Source organism: Limnobaculum parvum (genome assembly GCF_003096015.2).
GTDB classification, from domain to species: Bacteria; Pseudomonadota; Gammaproteobacteria; order Enterobacterales; family Enterobacteriaceae; genus Limnobaculum; species Limnobaculum parvum.
Map to the genome: position 1 here is coordinate 2,382,169 of NZ_CP029185.2, position 18,894 is coordinate 2,401,062.

At 46.8% G+C, this 18,894-nt stretch carries 18 protein-coding genes; 9 read left to right on the forward strand and 9 right to left on the reverse strand.

The features are described from left to right. The first annotated feature begins 204 nt into the window (after positions 1-204). From HYN51_RS09995 to ybaL, 4 genes are all read left to right on the forward strand, one after another. Positions 205-1,041 carry a TraB/GumN family protein gene (locus HYN51_RS09995; RefSeq protein ID WP_108899895.1) on the forward strand — a complete coding sequence of 279 codons (837 nt, stop codon included), beginning with the start codon at positions 205-207 and terminating at the stop codon, positions 1,039-1,041. 45 nt (positions 1,042-1,086) lie between these two features. Next, positions 1,087-1,569: a Cys-tRNA(Pro)/Cys-tRNA(Cys) deacylase YbaK gene (ybaK, locus tag HYN51_RS10000; protein ID WP_108899896.1), complete on the forward strand. Its 483-nt coding sequence runs from the start codon at positions 1,087-1,089 to the stop codon at positions 1,567-1,569. 184 nt (positions 1,570-1,753) lie between these two features. Beyond that, positions 1,754-2,971, forward strand: a complete 1,218-nt coding sequence (locus HYN51_RS10005; protein ID WP_108902021.1) for an MFS transporter — start codon at positions 1,754-1,756, stop codon at positions 2,969-2,971. Positions 2,972-3,192: 221 nt separating this feature from the next. Continuing rightward, positions 3,193-4,890, forward strand: a complete 1,698-nt coding sequence (gene ybaL / locus HYN51_RS10010; protein ID WP_108899897.1) for a YbaL family putative K(+) efflux transporter — start codon at positions 3,193-3,195, stop codon at positions 4,888-4,890. Positions 4,891-4,962: 72 nt separating this feature from the next. On the opposite strand, the gene hemH is transcribed toward ybaL, so the two are convergent. The 8 genes from hemH to HYN51_RS10050 form a co-directional block, all read right to left on the reverse strand. Further along, positions 4,963-5,967, reverse strand: a complete 1,005-nt coding sequence (gene hemH / locus HYN51_RS10015) for a ferrochelatase (protein ID WP_108902022.1) — start codon at positions 5,965-5,967, stop codon at positions 4,963-4,965. A 164-nt stretch (positions 5,968-6,131) separates the two neighbouring features. Continuing rightward, on the reverse strand, positions 6,132-6,776 hold the full coding sequence (adk, locus tag HYN51_RS10020; RefSeq protein ID WP_108899898.1) for an adenylate kinase: 645 nt from the start codon (positions 6,774-6,776) through the stop codon (positions 6,132-6,134). A gap of 265 nt (positions 6,777-7,041) precedes the next feature. Then, on the reverse strand, positions 7,042-8,919 hold the full coding sequence (gene htpG, locus HYN51_RS10025; protein WP_108902023.1) for a molecular chaperone HtpG: 1,878 nt from the start codon (positions 8,917-8,919) through the stop codon (positions 7,042-7,044). Positions 8,920-9,412: 493 nt separating this feature from the next. Next, positions 9,413-10,018 carry a recombination mediator RecR gene (gene recR / locus HYN51_RS10030; protein WP_108899899.1) on the reverse strand — a complete coding sequence of 202 codons (606 nt, stop codon included), beginning with the start codon at positions 10,016-10,018 and terminating at the stop codon, positions 9,413-9,415. Next, complete coding sequence (locus HYN51_RS10035; RefSeq protein WP_108899900.1) at positions 10,018-10,347, reverse strand: YbaB/EbfC family nucleoid-associated protein; 330 nt, start codon at positions 10,345-10,347, stop codon at positions 10,018-10,020. Before HYN51_RS10035 ends, recR begins: the two co-directional genes overlap by 1 nt. 67 nt (positions 10,348-10,414) lie before the next feature. Beyond that, entirely contained in the window at positions 10,415-12,427 is a 2,013-nt protein-coding gene (dnaX, locus tag HYN51_RS10040; RefSeq protein ID WP_108899901.1) for a DNA polymerase III subunit gamma/tau, read from the reverse strand. Positions 12,428-12,503: 76 nt separating this feature from the next. Then, the gene (apt, locus tag HYN51_RS10045) at positions 12,504-13,055 is read right to left on the reverse strand and encodes an adenine phosphoribosyltransferase (protein WP_108899902.1); all 552 of its coding nucleotides are present in this window, start codon (positions 13,053-13,055) and stop codon (positions 12,504-12,506) included. A gap of 151 nt (positions 13,056-13,206) precedes the next feature. Then, positions 13,207-13,587 carry a DUF454 family protein gene (locus tag HYN51_RS10050; protein WP_108899903.1) on the reverse strand — a complete coding sequence of 127 codons (381 nt, stop codon included), beginning with the start codon at positions 13,585-13,587 and terminating at the stop codon, positions 13,207-13,209. A 215-nt stretch (positions 13,588-13,802) separates the two neighbouring features. On the opposite strand from HYN51_RS10050, the gene priC reads away from it, so the two are divergent. From priC to rsmS, 5 genes are all read left to right on the forward strand, one after another. Further along, positions 13,803-14,339, forward strand: coding sequence for a primosomal replication protein PriC (gene priC, locus HYN51_RS10055; RefSeq protein WP_108899904.1), 537 nt, complete (start codon positions 13,803-13,805; stop codon positions 14,337-14,339). A gap of 112 nt (positions 14,340-14,451) precedes the next feature. Further along, a complete protein-coding gene (locus tag HYN51_RS10060; RefSeq protein ID WP_108899905.1) occupies positions 14,452-15,810 on the forward strand; it encodes a vWA domain-containing protein in 1,359 nt (452 codons plus the stop codon). A gap of 69 nt (positions 15,811-15,879) precedes the next feature. Next, positions 15,880-17,376: a sensor histidine kinase gene (locus HYN51_RS10065; protein ID WP_108902024.1), complete on the forward strand. Its 1,497-nt coding sequence runs from the start codon at positions 15,880-15,882 to the stop codon at positions 17,374-17,376. Between the two features lie 34 nt (positions 17,377-17,410). Further along, entirely contained in the window at positions 17,411-18,094 is a 684-nt protein-coding gene (locus HYN51_RS10070) for a response regulator transcription factor (protein WP_108899906.1), read from the forward strand. A gap of 65 nt (positions 18,095-18,159) precedes the next feature. After that, positions 18,160-18,318 carry a pleiotropic regulatory protein RsmS gene (rsmS, locus tag HYN51_RS10075; RefSeq protein WP_108899907.1) on the forward strand — a complete coding sequence of 53 codons (159 nt, stop codon included), beginning with the start codon at positions 18,160-18,162 and terminating at the stop codon, positions 18,316-18,318. 11 nt (positions 18,319-18,329) lie between these two features. On the opposite strand, the gene HYN51_RS10080 is transcribed toward rsmS, so the two are convergent. Then, positions 18,330-18,866 carry a hypothetical protein gene (locus tag HYN51_RS10080; RefSeq protein ID WP_108899908.1) on the reverse strand — a complete coding sequence of 179 codons (537 nt, stop codon included), beginning with the start codon at positions 18,864-18,866 and terminating at the stop codon, positions 18,330-18,332. Between the last annotated feature and the right edge of the window lie 28 nt (positions 18,867-18,894).

Below are 18,894 nucleotides of genomic sequence, written 5' to 3' on the forward strand. Positions count from 1 at the left end.
TGACCATCAATCTGAATAAACAGCGGTTATTTTTTGATTAAAATTGTAGATACCCATTAAAAATCATGGGTCATATTCGCTGGTTGCGTACTAACAACATTAAGACACCTGAATTTGTTTTCACCTCAAGAAATAACACATTCCTTGATCCCTTCCCACGGCTAGTGCTTAATAAGCCAACACAGCGTTCACACTGAGATTCTCATGATTAACACTCTGCGAAAACTGGCTATTGTTTTGGGTTTAGCGCCTCCATTGGCTTGCGCTTATCCAGCTTATGATCTGGTGATGCCTAACGGCAGTCAGTTACATCTGGTAGGCAGTATTCATATGGGAACTAAAGCGATGTCTCCCCTTCCTAGCTCTCTGATGGAGCAACTCAAACAGGCGGATGGAATCATTGTTGAAGTCGATATTTCCAAACCCGTTAGCTTTAGTGGTCGTCGTGACTATCCCCCTCTCGCTGAACGGTTAAGTGAACCAGAATATCTGGCGCTGACTAACATTAGCCAGCAGCTCAAACTCGACATAAAGCATATCGCAACCGAATCTGGCTGGCAGGCGGCACTGGTATTACAAAATACTCAGGCTCAGCAGTTTGGCTTGCAAGGAGAGTATGGCATTGATTATCAGGTGATACGGGCGGCAAATCAGCACGCTATTCCGATTATTGAATTGGAAGGGGCCCAAAAACAGCTCAATCTATTGGAACAACTTCCCAATAATGGCATACCGCTATTGCAGGATTCGCTAGAGCACTGGCAGGATAATGAGCTACTGATGCAAATCATGGTGGGCTGGTGGCTAAATCAACACGCCAGTAATGAAACCCTCAGCTTACCCTACGGTATGGGAGGCGATCTGTATAACCTGCTGGTTACCGATCGTAACCGTCAATGGAAACAGCATCTATTGGCTTTGCCCAAAGGCAAATATGTGGTCGTCGTTGGCGCTTTGCATCTGTTTGGTGAACATAATTTGCTACAGCTATTAAAAGAAAATGCTGGCGTAACAAGCTATGATAGATCCACGTCACTTTAACCCCTATTTTGATTTTACTGATAGCTAGCTTGAAAGGTATGTTCTATGACGCCCGCGATTGAACTGTTAAAAAAACAAAAAATAAGCCACACGCTGCATCCTTACGATCACGACCCTAACGAAACCCATTTTGGTAATGAAGCGGTTAACAAACTGGGCTTAGATGCCGAACGCGTATACAAAACCCTGTTAGTTAGCATCAATGGTGATATCAAGCAGTTAGCCGTTGCGGTTGTGCCGGTATCCGGCATGCTCGATTTGAAGAAAATGGCTAAAGCGCTGTCCGCTAAAAAAGTCGAGATGGCCGATCCCATGCAGGCCCAGCGCGTTACTGGTTATCTGGTTGGCGGTATCAGCCCTCTGGGGCAGAAGAAAAGGCTGCCTACCGTGATCGATGCCGGCGCAGAGACGTTCCCCACAATATATGTTTCTGGCGGGAAACGAGGGTTGGATATTGAACTGGCACCGGCAGATCTGTGCCGTTTAACCGCTGCTACTTTCGCCCCAATTGCAGCAGAAAGCCGTTAATTACCCATAGAAATGGCGTTTTAACACAGAATAACGCCTTTATTGCCGACCACCACCACGCTATACTAACTTCACACCCATTTAACATATGCACAACCGATAAAGTCCTATTTCAGGGTTTTATCGATTGTTCTTGGGTCAGGGCTATGTTCAGGGGCATTTTCAGCAAAAAATAGTGAATACTATGACAAATCAAACCAGTACCGATACATTGCCACCTGCGGTGGATAATTCGCGCAAGACATCCTTTCGCATATTAGGCGCAATCAGCGTTTCTCATCTACTTAATGACATGACTCAATCGCTGATTATTGCTATCTATCCGATGCTACAAGGGGAGTTCTCACTGTCGTTTGGTCAAATAGGCTTAATCACCCTGACCTATCAATTAACCGCGTCATTATTGCAACCGTTAATTGGGCTTTATACCGATAAGCATCCAAAGCCTTTCTCACTGCCGGTGGGGATGACATTTACCCTGATTGGTCTGCTATTGTTGGCTTATGCCTCAAATTTTCACATGGTGTTATTAGCCGCTGCGCTAGTAGGTACTGGCTCTTCGGTGTTCCATCCTGAATCATCACGGGTTGCCCGTATGGCTTCCGGTGGTCGCCACGGTATGGCGCAGTCTATCTTTCAGGTTGGCGGCAACTTTGGTGCTTCGCTAGGGCCATTATTGGCTGCGGTATTTATTGCCCCTTACGGCAAAGGCACATTAACTTGGTTCGCTATCGCGCCTTTGCTGGCTATTGTGGTGTTATTGCAGATTGGTCGCTGGTATCAGGCTCAACAGCGTAGCAATGGCGGTAAACCGCTACGGCCGTCGTCCGCACAGAACTTGCCTAACCGCACCATTGCTTTTTCACTATTTATTCTACTTTCGCTGATTTTCTCCAAATATTTCTATCTAGCCAGCATAAGTAGTTATTATACTTTTTATCTGATGCATAAATTTGGCGTTACGCTGCAAAATGCTCAGATTCATTTATTTGTTTTCTTGTTTGCCATTGCTGCCGGAACCATCATTGGTGGACCGGTTGGAGATAAGATTGGGCGTAAATATGTTATTTGGGCCTCTATCCTTGGTGCGGCCCCCTTTACCCTTATTTTACCCTATGCATCTCTCTATTGGACCGGTATTTTGACCGTGATTATTGGTCTTGTCATGGCATCGGCCTTTTCAGCCATTTTAGTGTATGCTCAAGAGCTTATTCCGGGGAAAATTGGCATGGTTTCCGGTTTATTCTTTGGCCTTTCATTTGGCATGGGTGGATTGGGAGCCGCTGCCTTAGGCTATGTAGCGGACCAAACCAGTATCGAGACGGTATATCATATATGCGCTTTTCTTCCTCTGCTTGGCATTCTCACTGCTTTACTTCCAAATATTGAGAATAAAGTGTAGTAATTAAGCCTTTTTCTGCGTTGAAAATATTTTTCTTCTCAGATAAAAACCTTATAGAGCATAGTGATAATAATTAAATATGATATAAATACCTACCTTTAATCGATTCAGTAATTGATTGATATTATTTTCATAAAAAAACAAATATTCCCAAGCAAAAATACGATAGATACCATAAAATTAAAACGTCCCCTTTTCCCCCGTAACAAAAAGGAGCGTTGATGGATCACTCTACACCACTGATTACCACTATCGCCGGAGGCCTAGTACTGGCCTTTATTTTCGGCCTCATTGCCCATCGTCTGCGAATTTCCCCTTTGGTAGGGTATCTGATCGCAGGGATTGTCGCAGGTAAACACACTCCAGGATTTGTTGCTGATGAAGCCCTTGCACATCAGCTAGCCGAAGTTGGCGTTATCTTGTTGATGTTTGGTGTAGGTTTGCACTTCTCGCTCAAAGACCTTCTTTCAGTCAAAAAGATCGCTATTCCCGGTGCTATTGCACAAATAGCCGTTGCAACCCTACTCGGTATGGGGCTGGCTTATGGGTTAGGCTGGGATGTGATGACCGGCATCGTATTTGGGCTATGTTTGTCCACCGCCAGTACCGTGGTGTTGCTGCGAGCGCTTGAAGAGAGGCAGCTAATTGAGAGCCAGCGGGGGAAAATAGCCATTGGCTGGCTGATTGTCGAAGATTTAGCCATGGTGCTAGTGCTGGTTTTATTGCCTGCCATCACCGGCATTATGCAGCAAGAACACAGTGACTTTACCAATCTGGCCATTTCGCTGGGCATAACCCTAGGCAAAGTGATTGCCTTTATTGTACTGATGATCGTAGTGGGTCGTCGGGTGGTGCCGTGGTTACTGGCAAAAAGTGCCGCTACCGGTTCCAATGAGCTGTTTACCCTTTCGGTTCTGGCTATCGCGATGGGAATCGCCTACGGTTCTGTACAGCTATTTGGGGCCTCATTTGCGCTTGGCGCTTTTTTTGCCGGTATGGTGCTTAACGAATCTGAACTGAGCCACCGGGCTGCACAAAATACCCTGCCGCTGCGTGATGCGTTTGCCGTACTGTTCTTTGTTTCCGTCGGTATGCTGTTTGAGCCAATGACGCTCATTCACCAACCATTAGCCGTATTGGGTACATTGGTGATTATTGTACTGGGCAAATCTATTGCCGCTTTCCTGATTGTACGCATGTTTGGGCATTCAAAACGTACCGCGTTGACCATCTCCGCCAGCTTGGCGCAAATTGGGGAGTTTGCCTTTATTCTGGCAAGCATGGGCATTGCCTTAGGCGTACTGAATAAAGAGGGGCAAAGTTTAATTCTGGCCGGTGCAATCCTTTCTATTCTGCTTAACCCTCTGGTCTTTAACCTGATTGGGCAATATCTGGCTAAAACTGAAACCATTGAAGATCAAATTATCGAGGAGGTGGTGGAAGAGGAAGTGGCACAGGTTCCTGTGGATATGTGCAACCATGTGATTCTGGTTGGCTATGGTCGGGTTGGCAATATTCTTTGTGAACGTTTACACGATCAAAATATTCCATTGGTGGTGGTTGAGAATTCACTTGCGCGGGTAGAAATCCTGCGGGAGCGGGATATCAGTACGGTACTGGGAAATGCGGGTAATCATGAGATTATGACACTGGCTCGGCTGGACTGCGCCAACTGTCTGTTAGTTACCACCCCTAACGGTTATGAAGCCGGTGAAATTGTCGCTTATGCCCGCTCTCAGCGCCCTGACCTAATGATTATTGCCCGCGCCCATTATGATGACGAAGTGGACTACATTTCAGAGCGAGGCGCAAATCATGTCATTATGGGCGAGCGTGAAATTGCACAAAGCATGATCAATGAGCTGTATCAGAACAGAGAAAACAAAAAAGATACCGTGATGGAAGGTTGTCCGATGTAATCTTTTGCAATAACTATCAGGCCAGTGACCTGCCGTTTGGCAAGCATTGGCCTTTATTTTATGCAGAATTAACTATAATCCGCGTTCGGTGACTAAAGCCTGAAACAGATCGATATGGTCAGCACTGTCATTCAATGCAGGAATATACTGATAGCGCTCTCCCCCATTTTCCAAGAAGAACGCCCTGTTCTGTTGTTCAATCTCTTCAATGGTTTCCAGACAGTCTGACGAGAAGCCGGGACAAATAACCTGTATGGACTTTACCCCCTGTGAAGGCAATAAACGCATGGTTTCATCCGTATAGGGCTGTAGCCAAACCTCACGCCCAAAGCGCGACTGGTAAGTCATTTTGTACTGTGAAGGGTTCAGCCCCAGAGCTGCCACGACGCCACGCGTGGTCGCTTCACAACGTTGGGGGTAATCATCCCCTTCATTCGCATAGCGTTGTGGAATGCCATGATAAGAGAACAGCAGTAAATCTGGTTTGCCATTGCGCTCAAACGATGCCTGAACGGAACGCGCTAATGCAGCGATATATGCCGGATGCTCCGCATAATCACGAATAAACGAGATTTCCGGCAGGTCACGCCGATTCGACAGCTCGGCTGAAAGCGCATCCCAGACAGCGGCTGTGGTTGAGCAGGAGTATTGCGGATAGAGCGGTAGCACAATCAAGCGCTTAATATTCTGGCTTTGTAAGCGGTCAAGCGCCTGTTTAACCGAAGGTGAGCCGTAGGTCATTGCCAGCTCTACCGGTGTTTGTGGCATACGAGCAGCTAGCGCCTGCTGTTGACGTCGACTGTAAACCAATAGCGGAGAGCCCTCTTCCATCCATACTTCGTGATAGAGTTTTGCCACTCTGGGTGCCCGACGCGGTAAGATTATTCCTTTCAGTATAAAAGACCATACCAGTGGATTGAGATCCACTACCCGACGGTCTTGTAAGAACTGCGTCAGATAGCGCTTTACCGCCGCGGTAGTTGGCGCATCCGGTGTACCCAAATTAACCAATAATATGCCAGTTTTAGGCTGGCTTTGTGGAGAATCTACGCTATCTGTTATGAGTTCTGATGACATAATTTGGGGGCCAATGGTTAGCGGCGAATAGTTAACATTATACTGGCTCAATCAGCGGCTTGCTGCCCTATCTTGATTGATTATGGCATCCATTGCGATAGTCCGCAGTTTACGATACAACAAAGGCGACCTAAGTCGCCTTTGTTCTTCAAACCGTTCGGGAATTATCCCAAAATTTTAGCCAGCTCATGGCTAACTTCGGTGACCTTGCGAGTCCCATCAATTTTGAAATAGCGAGTATTCCCGCTTTTTGCTTCTGCATTATAGTAATTAATCAGAGGCTTGGTTAACGCATGATATTCAACCAAACGTTTACGCACGGTATCTTCCTGATCGTCTTTACGAATAGTCAGCTCTTCACCGGTGGCGTCATCTTTACCTTCAACCTTCGACGGGTTAAATTTAACGTGATAAACACGGCCAGAAGCAGCGTGTACCCGACGACCAACAATGCGTTCTACAATGATTTCATCCGGTACATCAAATTCAAGAACGTAATCCACTTGAATCCCCGCCTCTTTCATCGCATCTGCCTGTGGAATGGTGCGAGGAAACCCATCAAGCAGGAAGCCATTTTTACAATCTGGCTGAGCAATACGCTCTTTCACCAAAGCGATAACCAGTTCATCGGTCACTAACTTACCAGCATCCATCAGTTCTTTTGCTTGCTTACCCAATTCAGAACCCGCTTTTACTGCTGCGCGCAACATGTCGCCGGTGGAGATTTGCGGAATACCGTACTTCTCCATGATGAATTGAGCTTGAGTGCCTTTACCGGCGCCGGGAGCGCCAAGTAGAATGATACGCATTGCGTAAATCCCCTAGAATTTTAGCTTTTATATATGAATTATGGAAAACCAGCGAACCTTATCACCCTACGTCAGGATGCTCAAGAGGCAGATTGCGGGGAGATAAGGGGTACAACAAACCAAATAGAACTTTAACACATTGAAATAGATATGTTATTTTTGTATTTTTTGCTGATTTTATACCCAGTATGGTTTTCAAATGAATAGCTATAACAGGCTGATATGGACTATCAGCCTGTTTAGTACCGCTAACTTTCCACTATCATTACTTCAACAGTAGTTGGTTCATGCGGCGGATGAAGCTGTTTGGATCGTCTAAGCTGCCCTTTTCTGCCAGTAATGCCTGCTCTAACAGTAACTCAATCCACTCACCAAACGTTGCGTCATCGGTAACTTCTGATGCGCGCTTAACCAATGCATGGTCGGGGTTCAGCTCAAAGATATATTTAACTTCTGGCGCTTTCTGACCTGCGGCGGCAAATAGCTTGGCCATTTGGGTTGACATTTCATCAGCATCCGTCGTGACGACTGCTGGCGTATCGGTTAAACGATGGGTCAGACGGACATCTTTTACTCGATCGCCCAACAGCGTTTTAGTACGGTCAACAAAAGGTTCTAGCGCTTTCTCAGCCTCTTTTTGCTCTTCAGTTTCTGAATCCGCCAATTTATCCAGTGCTTCATCGGCTTTGCTGACCGACTGGAAAGATTTACCGTCAAATTCGGTCAGATAGCTCATCATCCATTCGTCTATGCGATCGGATAACAGCAGGACCTCAATGCCTTTCTTACGGAATAGCTCCAGATGCGGGCTGTTTTTCGCGGCCGCGTAACTGTCGGCGGTGATGTAGTAAATTTTTTCCTGACCTTCTTGCATACGGTCGATGTAATCAGCCAGAGAGACGGTCTGTACATCGCTATCGCTATGCGTAGAGGCAAAGCGCAATAGGCTGGCGATAGTCTCTTTGTTAGCACCATCTTCCGCCGGGCCTTCTTTCAATACTAGGCCAAACTGCTGCCAGAACTGCTGATATTTGTCCGCTTCGTTCTTCGCCAGTTTCTCCAGCATTTGCAGAACCCGTTTAGCACAGGCATTACGCAGGCTTTGAGTAATGCGATTGTCTTGCAGAATTTCGCGGGAAACGTTCAATGGTAAGTCATTAGAGTCAATCAGCCCGCGGACAAAACGCAAGTAGTTCGGCATAAACTGTTCGGCGTCATCCATGATAAATACGCGTTGTACGTACAGTTTCAGACCGTGTTTATGGTCGCGATTCCATAAGTCCCACGGCGCCTGAGAAGGGATATACAGCAGGCTGGTATACTCTTGCTTACCTTCTACGCGGTTGTGGCTCCAAGCTAGCGGGTCGCTAAAGTCATGGGAAACATGCTTGTAGAACTCGTTGTACTCTTCATCCGTCACTTCTGCTTTATTACGGGTCCACAGCGCCTGAGCTTTGTTAATTTTTTCCCAGCTAACGACCGCCTCTTCACCTTCTTTTTCTTCGGTCACCTGAATCTCTACCGGTAATGCAATGTGGTCAGAGTATTTACTGATTACAGAACGCACACGCCAGTCATCCAGAAACTCATCTTCACCTTCACGTAGGTGCAGTGTAATTTCAGTGCCGCGAGCCGCTTTGCTGATATCGGCAATGGTATATTCGCCTTCACCTGCCGATTCCCAGAAAACGCCCTGATCTTCTGTTGCACCTGCCGCACGGGTACGTACTGTCACTTTATCCGCAACGATAAAAGCGGAATAGAAACCTACCCCAAACTGACCAATTAATTGGCTATCTTTCGCCTGATCGCTGCCCATCGACTCCAGAAACGCTTTAGTTCCTGATTTCGCGATGGTACCCAGATTATCTATCACTTCATCCCGGGTCATACCGATGCCGTTATCGCTCAGAGTCAGAGTACGTTTCTCTTTATCAACAGACACCCGCACGCCAAGCTCGCCGTTACCTTCATACAAATCCGAATTGGACAGCGCACGAAAACGCAATTTATCTGCCGCATCGGAGGCATTAGATATCAACTCACGCAAAAAGATCTCTTTATTGGAGTAGAGAGAGTGAATCATCAAATGCAGTAACTGCTTAACTTCTGACTGAAATCCTCTGGTTTCCTGACTTTTCATGCTCATGACTTACCTCAATTACTTGATTTTACTCAGGCAAATTTCTTCATGCCCTGGATTCTATGGGAATGGTAAACAGATGGGGATTAAGGTGAGTATTTTCAAGGGAATAATATTGGAATAGATAAAAAATATGATGACTGCCGCTAAATAAAAGCAACAATATATCCCTTGACCTTATGCCCTTCATCTTTTGACCTTTAGGAGCACAGGAATTCAGCTGACGACTGAAGGAGGGTAGCACGACCAGCAGGGAAGCTGGTCGAGGTGCAGCGACGCCGGGAGCGGCTCTGCGCCGGTGCGTAAGCCCGAGTGATGGAGGAAGGCAGTCGCCTAAGCGACCTGAATTCGTGTGCGGAGGCGCGGAGGTGCAAGAGGCGCTCGCCATAGCACCTCTTGCTCGGCCACTGGCACGGCGGTCAATTCGAACACTGCACTATTAGTGGACGAAACTCTCTCAGCACTAGATTTTCTTTACTGTGCAATAACTAAACTAAAACTTAATCTGCTGCCGCCCCGCCAACGAGTGCGATAACGTGGTTCCATCTACCATCTCTAACTCACCACCCACCGGGACCCCATGCGCAATACGGCTCGCCATCACCCCATACATACCGCACATCTCAGCGATAAAGTTAGCGGTCGCGTCCCCTTCTACCGTTGGGTTAGTCGCCAGAATCACTTCATTGACTTTCTCTGACGCGAGACGCTCTTCAAGACGATCCAATCCAATATCATTCGGACCAATACCATCCAGCGGAGAAAGGTGTCCCATCAATACAAAATATCGACCGGCAAACTGACCGGTTTGCTCGATGGCATGGATATCTGCCGGACTTTCCACTACGCAGATTTGGCCGCTGTTTTGACGGCGCTGATTACTGCAAATGGTACAAACTTCTTCTTCCGTAAAGGTTCGGCAATCCCGACAATGACCAATTTCAGACATGGCACGGGTTAGCGACTGTGCCAAACGCATACCGCCGCTGCGATCGCGCTGCAACAGTTGAAAAGCCATACGCTGTGCAGACTTCGGCCCTACGCCGGGTAAACAGCGCAGGGATTCCATCAAAGATTCTAACAGTGGGCTGGTTTGCATCAGAACGGCATCTTAAAGCCAGGGGGTAATTGCATACCGCCAGAAACCTGAGCCATTTTCTCTTTTTGCGTTTCTTCAACACGACGCGCTGCGTCATTAAACGCTGCGGCAATCAGATCTTCTAACATCTCTTTGTCATCTTCCATCAGGCTGGGATCGATCTCCACGCGACGGCAGTTATGAGCACCATTTATTGTGACTTTAACCATACCTGCACCTGACTCACCGGTGACTTCCATTTTTGCAATCTCTTCCTGCATCTGCTGCATTTTGTCCTGCATCTGCTGAGCTTGCTTCATTAAATTGCCAAGACCGCCTTTACCAAACATGGTTATCTCTCTCTTTGCTGGGGGTAAAAAATCAATCATCGCCGTGAATGATGTTCACAACGATCGGTTATACGGGTCGAATACTCTCTTCATCCAATTCAGCATCAAAATAACGACACAGCGTCTGTATATGCTGGTCTGCCGCTATTGATTCCCGAGCTTGGGTTAACTTTTCTTCATAAATAGCCTGACGCCATTCCAACGGCGTTTTGACCGTCATGTCTTCATCTTCAACGATGGTCAACGTAATCGTCTGTCCAGCCAATTGGCTGATAGCCGAAGCCAGCACCTGTTGAGCAGACTCCGAATTTAAATGACGCTGAGAAGGCCGCAAGTGCAGACAGATCTCACTCTCAGACACCTGTTGTTTAAAGGCGTTCAGTGCCAGTTGTTGAACCAGTTTTGGCAACGGCATTTGGTTGATTTCTGCCGCCCATAAATCTCGGGTTAATGACTCCTGCGCCAACTTAGCCGAAAGCTCCGGCGTTTTTTCGTGCTCTAGCGCCGAGCGCAAGGCTTTTGGCGTGGCTACGGGTTCACTCGCCACTTCAAAATCATTCTGCGCTTTCCAGCGATAACTCTCTTTTTTAGCCGGGGCCGGTGGCGACACTTTACTTCGGGCAACGGCGCCCTTTTCCGTTGCCGAAGCAAGACGTTCCAGCACCGAACCCGGCTTCACTTTTGATGGTGCCGCCGGTTCCCCCTTTTTTGAGTCGGGGTTTCCCTGATTTCGCCGCAGTTGATTACGGGCCTGCAACATTTGTGCGGTGGTTTCCGACAAACCTGATGCGACACGATCCTCTTGCGAAACTTGCGCTATTGGCGCCGCCGTTACTGGCACCGGAGGCTCTGATGTAGCAGAAGAAGGCATATCTCGGGAGGTATAAACAGGTACACTCTGTGCTTCATGGCGCTGTTCGTGGCTTGGCGCAGCCGGTGGGGTAAACGTTGACGCACGGGTATTTTGCGCTACGGCTTCCGGCGTTTTTATCACCGCTTTAGGATGAAACGCCAATGCCCTCAACAGCGTCATTTCAACACCCATCCGCCGATCGGGCGCATAGGCTAATTCTTTACGACCTACTAATAGGGTCTGATAGTAGAGTTGCAGATCTTGCGGAGACATTTGTCGAGCTAGCTCACGCATCCGCTGCTCATTTTGCTGCAATGGGTCTAACGCAGATGGCAATAACTGCACCATGGCGACCTGATGTAATAAAGCCAGCATATCCACCAGCAAGGTTTCCCAGTCGACGCCTTTTGCCGCTATCTGACTGACCAATGACATCAGCTTTTCGCCATCCGCCTGATTTAATGCTTCCACTAGCGCCAGCGAATGCTCATCGTCCAGTGTACCCAGCATCATGCTGACGGATTCCGTAGCTACGACGCCATCGCCCGTAGCTATTGCCTGATCTGTCAGACTAAGGGCATCACGCATACTGCCTTCCGCCGCACGGGCCAGCAGTTGCAGTGCTCGAGGTTCGGACTGAATGTGTTCAGCCTGAAGAATTTTATCCAACTGGCCCTTTATCTGCTCCATGTCCAGCGCTTTCAGATGAAACTGCAAGCAACGGGAGAGAATGGTAACCGGTAGTTTTTGTGGATCGGTGGTCGCCAACAGGAATTTTACGTGCTCCGGCGGCTCTTCCAGCGTTTTTAGCAATGCGTTAAAACTGTGGCGGGAGAGCATATGGACTTCATCAATAAGATAAACTTTGAAGCGGCCACGTGCCGGTGCGTACTGAACATTGTCCAGCAATTCGCGGGTATCTTCGACTTTAGTTCGAGACGCGGCATCAATCTCTAACAGATCGACAAAGCGCCCTTCTTCGATTTCACGACAGTTACCACATTTGCCACAGGGTGTCGCGGTAATGCCGCTTTCGCAATTCAGACCTTTGGCCAACAGACGAGCTATCGAAGTTTTACCTACGCCACGGGTGCCAGAAAAAAGATAAGCATGATGGATTCGTCCTAAAGACAAACCATTAGCGATGGCGGTCAGAACATGTTCCTGACCGACAACATCTGCAAAGCTTTGTGGGCGCCACTTACGGGCCAGAACTTGATAGCTCATTGGTACCAGAAAAGTCGATTAAAATAGGTGAAACATCTTATCACAGCCGATGATTCGCGACGACGTCTGTTCTGGATTAATGACCGTCAAACGAGACAAGGCTATAACTTTCAACGTTCTGAGCGGCTAAACGAGCGCGACCATCCAGCTCTGGCAATTCAATGACAAAAGCGGCATCGCTCACCTCTCCACCTAAACGGCGAATCAGTTTTACCGTCGCGCTAATCGTGCCACCGGTTGCTAGTAAATCGTCAATCATCAGCACTTTATCATTTGGCTGAATGCTGCTGGTGTGAATCTCCAGTACGTCAGTGCCGTACTCTAATTCATAGGTTTCTTGCAGCGTTTCACGAGGCAATTTGCCCTTTTTGCGTACAGGAACGAAGCCAACGCCTAGCGCCAACGCTACCGGAGCACCAAACAGAAACCCACGCGCTTCGGTACCTACAATTTTGGTAATACCTTTATTTTTGTAGTGTGCAACCATCAACTGGATGGTTGCGGCAAAAGCAGCCGGGTTTTCCAATAACGTCGTAACGTCACGGAAAAGGATTCCTGCTTTTGGATAGTCAGGGATAGTCATAATGCTATCTTTGATCAGCGTTAGCTGCTGTTCTGTCGTCGTCATAAATTGTACCCGGTTAACTAACGGTTCTATTCCATAACGCCGGTGTCGGGGTCTATTTTTCCATCAATAAACTCAGGGACAGCGGCGAAAAACGCTCAAATCTATGCAAAGCCCGCAGGAAATGCAACTGGTTGTTGTCACAATCAGAAAATTAATCACTTTTTTGCTGTAGTGGATCAATAACCGGTAGCCTCAGCATAAATATCAGCAACACCAACAAAGTCACCAGCAATAACACTCTGACCCACAGTGACGACACCAGCCACAGTGACACGACAAAAGTCATGACGATCAACAGAATCGCTTTACTCTTCGCCCCTGGAGGTAGTCCGCGATATGTCTGCCAGTGGCGTAGATAGGGACCAAACCATGAACGATACAATAACCAATCATGAAAACGTGGTGACGAACGAGCAAAACACCAAGCAGCCAACAGCAAAAAAGGGGTCGTTGGCAATATCGGTAATATCGCCCCAAGACAGGCTAATCCCATTGCTATCCAACCAAGGCAGAGAAGAAACCAACGATACATAATTTCACCCGTTATAAAAACGCTAAGGTCAGTTTAATCAAAAATAACCCTACCCCCAATGTAATGATAGCCATTCTCGTACAATCGGTGCTATTTCAGCCAAATTTCATATCCCATTTTTATTCAAACGCCCGCTGATATAAGATGTCTTCACAATTTCCGGCAAACGCTATCGTCTGGCCAATATTGCCACCTTACACCAATCAGAGATGCCTATGAACACCGGCGCTTTATTACAGGCTTTACAGCATCAGGTACAGCAACTGGCGCAAGCCATTGCCGATGCCCCGGCCTCCGGTGCGATGCCTCCCCGTTTCGATCATCAACTGTTTAGCCAGCGCGACTCGCGCCTGAGCCACTATCTGATTGAAGTAGAAAAAAATCTGCAACAGCTAAAGCAAGAAGTGGATAAAAACCGCCTAGAACAGGTTGCTTTTCTGGCGGAACGTATCGTGGCGCAAATCACGGCGTTACAACGTGAGCTGGCTACCCTTAATTTACGTAAAATGAATACGAGCGCAGTAAAAACCAACAGTGATATTTACCAAACATTGGCCCAGCATCAAGACTATGAGCGACGCCTGCAAGAAATGCTGAGGGATAAAGAAAGTCAGCTTGTTCAGCAAACGACCCTGATAGCTCAGCAGCAGATTCAAAAAGAGCTGGCCGTGCTGGAAGGTCGTTTGATGCGCTGTCGGCAAGCCCTTAAACGGATTGAAAAGCAGATTGAGCGCCGGGAGTCAGGTTTGTAATTCAAATCACGAATACCAGTTACAATTTGTTACATGATTATGCAGTAAACACACAACTCAAAAATTAATTCACCAATAATGTCGGAACACCCCCAATGACAGGAGTTATGTGATGAATATAAAATATCTGTTTTCTGCCCTAGCCCTTTTATCCGGTTCGACTTTCGCGACATTGACCGACCTTGTTTCGTCACCTTACCCGACACCTTATGTAATAGCCAAGAGTGAACTTTCATCCCCGATTATTCTGGAAGGTTCACAAGAACATAACTACCTGAAAGTTTCTCTGACGGGTGGCAAACAAGACACCAATAAACGCACGCCAATCAATCTGGCATTGGTTATTGACCGATCGACCTCTATGGCTGGCGATCGTATTGAAAAAGCGCGTGAAGCGGCGATACTGGCAATCAATATGCTAAAAGATGATGACATCATCTCTATTATCGCTTACGACGACGACGCCCATGTAGTTATCCCTGCGACCAAAGCCAATAACAAACAAAAGCTGATTAATACCATTAATGAAAAAATCACCCCTCAGGGATGGACAGCGCTATTTGCTGGCGTGAGCAAAGGCATCAAAGAAGTTAATAAATTCCATAAGAAAGAGCAGGTAAACCGCATTATTCTGCTGTCCGACGGTCAGGCTAACGTAGGGCCAAGCAGCACCAAAGAGCTGGCTGACTTAGGTATTGTCGCCGCTAAACAAGGTATTGCCGTAACGACTATTGGTTTAGGTGCCAGCTATAATGAAGACTTGATGACCGCTCTAGCTAGCTACAGCGATGGTAACCATGCCTTTGTTGAGAAATCAGCCGATCTGGAGGCTGCGTTTGTACGTGAATTTAAAGATGTGATGTCAGTAGTAGCTCAAGAAGTCACCATCACCATCCACCTGCAAGACGGCGCTAAACCGGTCCGTCTACTGGGGCGTGACGGCGATATTAAAGGTAATGATGTTACGGTAAAAATGAATCAACTGTACTCCAATCAGGAAAAATATGTGCTGTTGGAGGTTATCCCGCCTAAAGGCAAAGAGAATGAGAAAAAACCATTAGCCGATGTGACCATCAGTTACGACAACTTACAAACCAACAAAAAAGATAATCAAGAAAACCGCATTGATATTGCTTACAGCAAGTCAGAACAGGCGGTAAAACAGGCGATACAGGAAGAGATCGTGGTTGACTCAGCGATTCAAAAAGCCAACCTTGATAATGAAAAAGCCATTAAGTTACTGGATGAAGGCAAAAAAGAAGAAGCTAACAAGATTATTCAACAAAACGCCATCACTTTAGATGCCTTATCCGGTTCGGTCAGCAGCCCAACTGCCAAAGGTAAAGCCAGCGTTAGCGCCATTGAAAATAAAAAATTATCCGACGATCTTGATACTAAATCTGAAGCGGTTTCCCGTAAAAATATGAAAGAGAGCACCTATCAGACACAAAAACAACAATCTAAAAACTAAGTAGTACGCTTTTCACCGGAGATTAGATGATCTAATCTCCGGTTCATTAACAACATGATTGGGTACGGAATGAAATCTAAAAAGTTTCTTTATCTGTTTATGGTCGTCACCGTCCTGATTGTCGGACTGATTGGCTATTTTGGATACCGTACTCTATCGCAGGAAAGTACCTTAAATGAGTACCAAACCCAGCAATTGGCAAAAACCCGGGTAGCTCAAACTCAGGATTTCATTTTGCAGCAGTTGAGACAGAAACAGATCCGTCTGAACACCATTCTGACTTACCTGAAACTGGACCCTTTGTCTCTCAATACGCTAATTGCCCAAGATAGCGATATCGAAGCCCTGTTTGTACTGGAACATAACAAACTGGTGTTTCCAAATGCCTATAAGCCGCTGAATCAAAAAGAGTCACTGTTTATCCAACTGATCGCGCCCATCATTCAGGATCCGACCATTCTTATCGCGAAACAACATCAGTCGGATGATAAACGCCCCGATTCTGGCTGGTATGTGATGCAAGAGCAGCAGCAACCGGTACTGATTTACTGGCATAACATCAATGACCGAACGATTGGATTTAAGTTGTCCTATGTGAAGTTACTGTCAGATATCGTTTCCAGCATCGATTTCAATTATGAGCCGGATAGCCTCGTGATCTCAGATAACGGGCAGGTGTTGTATCAATCTCTAACCGGTGCTTATGATAAAGCCAAGCAACCGACCTACAATCAGGCGCTGCCCTTCCCGCTTCACGCATGGAAGATTGACTATTACGCCAGTAGTAGCAGTAATTACTCGCTCTATTATTTCACCCTTGGTCTGTTAGCCATTGTGATTCTGGCGGTGGGGGTTATTGCATTATCACTGTATCGTGAATTTAACCGGGCTACTCGTCTGGCCAGCCAACAGGTCAGTTTTGTTAGTCAAGTTTCCCACGAACTGAAAACGCCGCTCACCAATATCACGCTGTATGCAGAAATGCTTAAAGAGATGGAACAGGAAGAAGACAGCCAGAATATCCACTATCTGGAGGTGATTATCAGTGAAAGCCGTCGCCTTTCGCGCCTGATTCAAAATGTGCTGACGTTTACCAAACTACCCCAAATTAACTTACAACCGCTGGATATCAGCCAGTTACTGTCGCAGATTCAGACTATTTTCACACCGGTATTTGAGGTGAAAGGAATCCATTTGTCTATGTCCGTTGAGGAGCATCTCAGTACCCACAGCGATATCGACCGGATAACTCAAGTCATCAGCAATTTGCTTAGTAATGCGGAAAAGTATGCGGCTGAGGGCAAGAAAGTCCAACTCAGCGCCAGCCAGGACGATGAAAACATTTATATCCGCGTTCGAGATTATGGCAAAGGTCTGTCTGATAAAGAGTTGAAACATATCTTCCAGCCGTTCTATCGAGTGAAATCAGAAATTACCGAAGGCGTTACCGGTACCGGCATTGGCTTAACGATTGCGCGTCAGTTGGCTCAAAGCCTATCCGGTACCCTAACGGCAGAAAATTGCAATAGCGGGCTGGCATTTACCTTATGCATTCCGCGCACCTGAAAGGTGTACGGAAACATAAAACGGATGAATAACGATGAAAATTTTAATTGCTGAAGATGATGTACATATTCGCAATGGGCTGAACGATATGCTCTCCCGCGAAGGCTACAGCATTATTACCGCTGAAAACGGTAAAGTCGCATTAGCGAAATATCAACAAGAGCAACCCGACTTCATTATTCTGGATATTATGATGCCAGAACTGGATGGCTACTCGGTGTGCAAAGAAATCAGAAAGAACGATGAGCATACGCCGGTCGTTTTTCTTTCCGCTAAGGGAGAGGAGATCGATAAAGTATTGGGCCTTGAATTGGGTGCTGATGACTATATCAATAAGCCCTTTGGTATTCATGAAGTACGCGCCCGAATTAAAACCATTGCCCGTCGCTGTCTGAAGGCTAAACAAAACTCACCGGATCAAATTTTTCAATTCGGCGATCTGCTGGTATCTCCGGCAGAGCTCTGTGCCAAACGCGGGCAACAGGTCATTGAGTTATCGTTGCGCGAAATTAAAATTCTGATGTGCCTGTGGCAGCACAGAAATCAAGTTGTCTCTCGCGATATGCTGTTTGACTGTGCGTGGGGATATGACTATGTTCCTAACAGCCGCACGCTGGATCAGCATATATCTAAACTGCGTAAGCTTCTTGAACTCGACCCGGTAACTCCGATGCTGATTAAAACCATACATGGTGCCGGTTATCGTTATCAGGAATAACTGGCTATAGAAAAAGTCGCTACAATTAGCGGCATCGTTAGCTCTTTTACCTGAGGTGTTCACCGATGTCACTGGAACAAGCTCCTGAAGAGATCAAACTGGCTGTTGATCTGATTTATCTGCTGGAAAGCCATCAAATCGATGCCAAAACCGTACTCGCCGCACTGAAAATTGTCGAACAGGATTTTTTGCATAAGGCAGAACAAGAGCAGAAACAGGGTTGAAATCGCCCACGTTACCTATTCTGCTGCTGAGAAGTGAATACACCCGCGCTAAACAGGGTATAAGTTAACATGGTTAATAGTGGCAACCATTGAGGCTCTTTCAGACGAGAGGCTATCCAATGGAAAGGAAAGCAGGCCCGCAAAGCAAAATCATAAGGTTGATAGCCAAGAATGGGCTCTCCGCCTGCCGATAACACCAATGTACAAACCACCTGAGCGTAAAGAATAAACATCAAAAAAGGAACATAACGCCATAGCCGCTGCCGTGGTAATTGCACATAACGGCCATAGACATGCCCTATTGCCAATAACCCCAGGCAAAAAAACGCCAGACAAAACCAGCGCGTCATCTGAAACAGCCCTGCCCGACTAATGGTCAATCCTTCACTCAGTATCAAATCACGATTGAACGAAGCACTGGAATCCATCAGCAACAGACAGAAATAAGCCAGTATTTGGCTTAACAGCGGCAAAATTCCGGCTAACATCAGTAGCAATAGGATGAATGCCGTTAATGATGAACGGAAAATAGAACGGGTATGCGTCATGAATGAGACCTGTTCCGATGCATCGTAT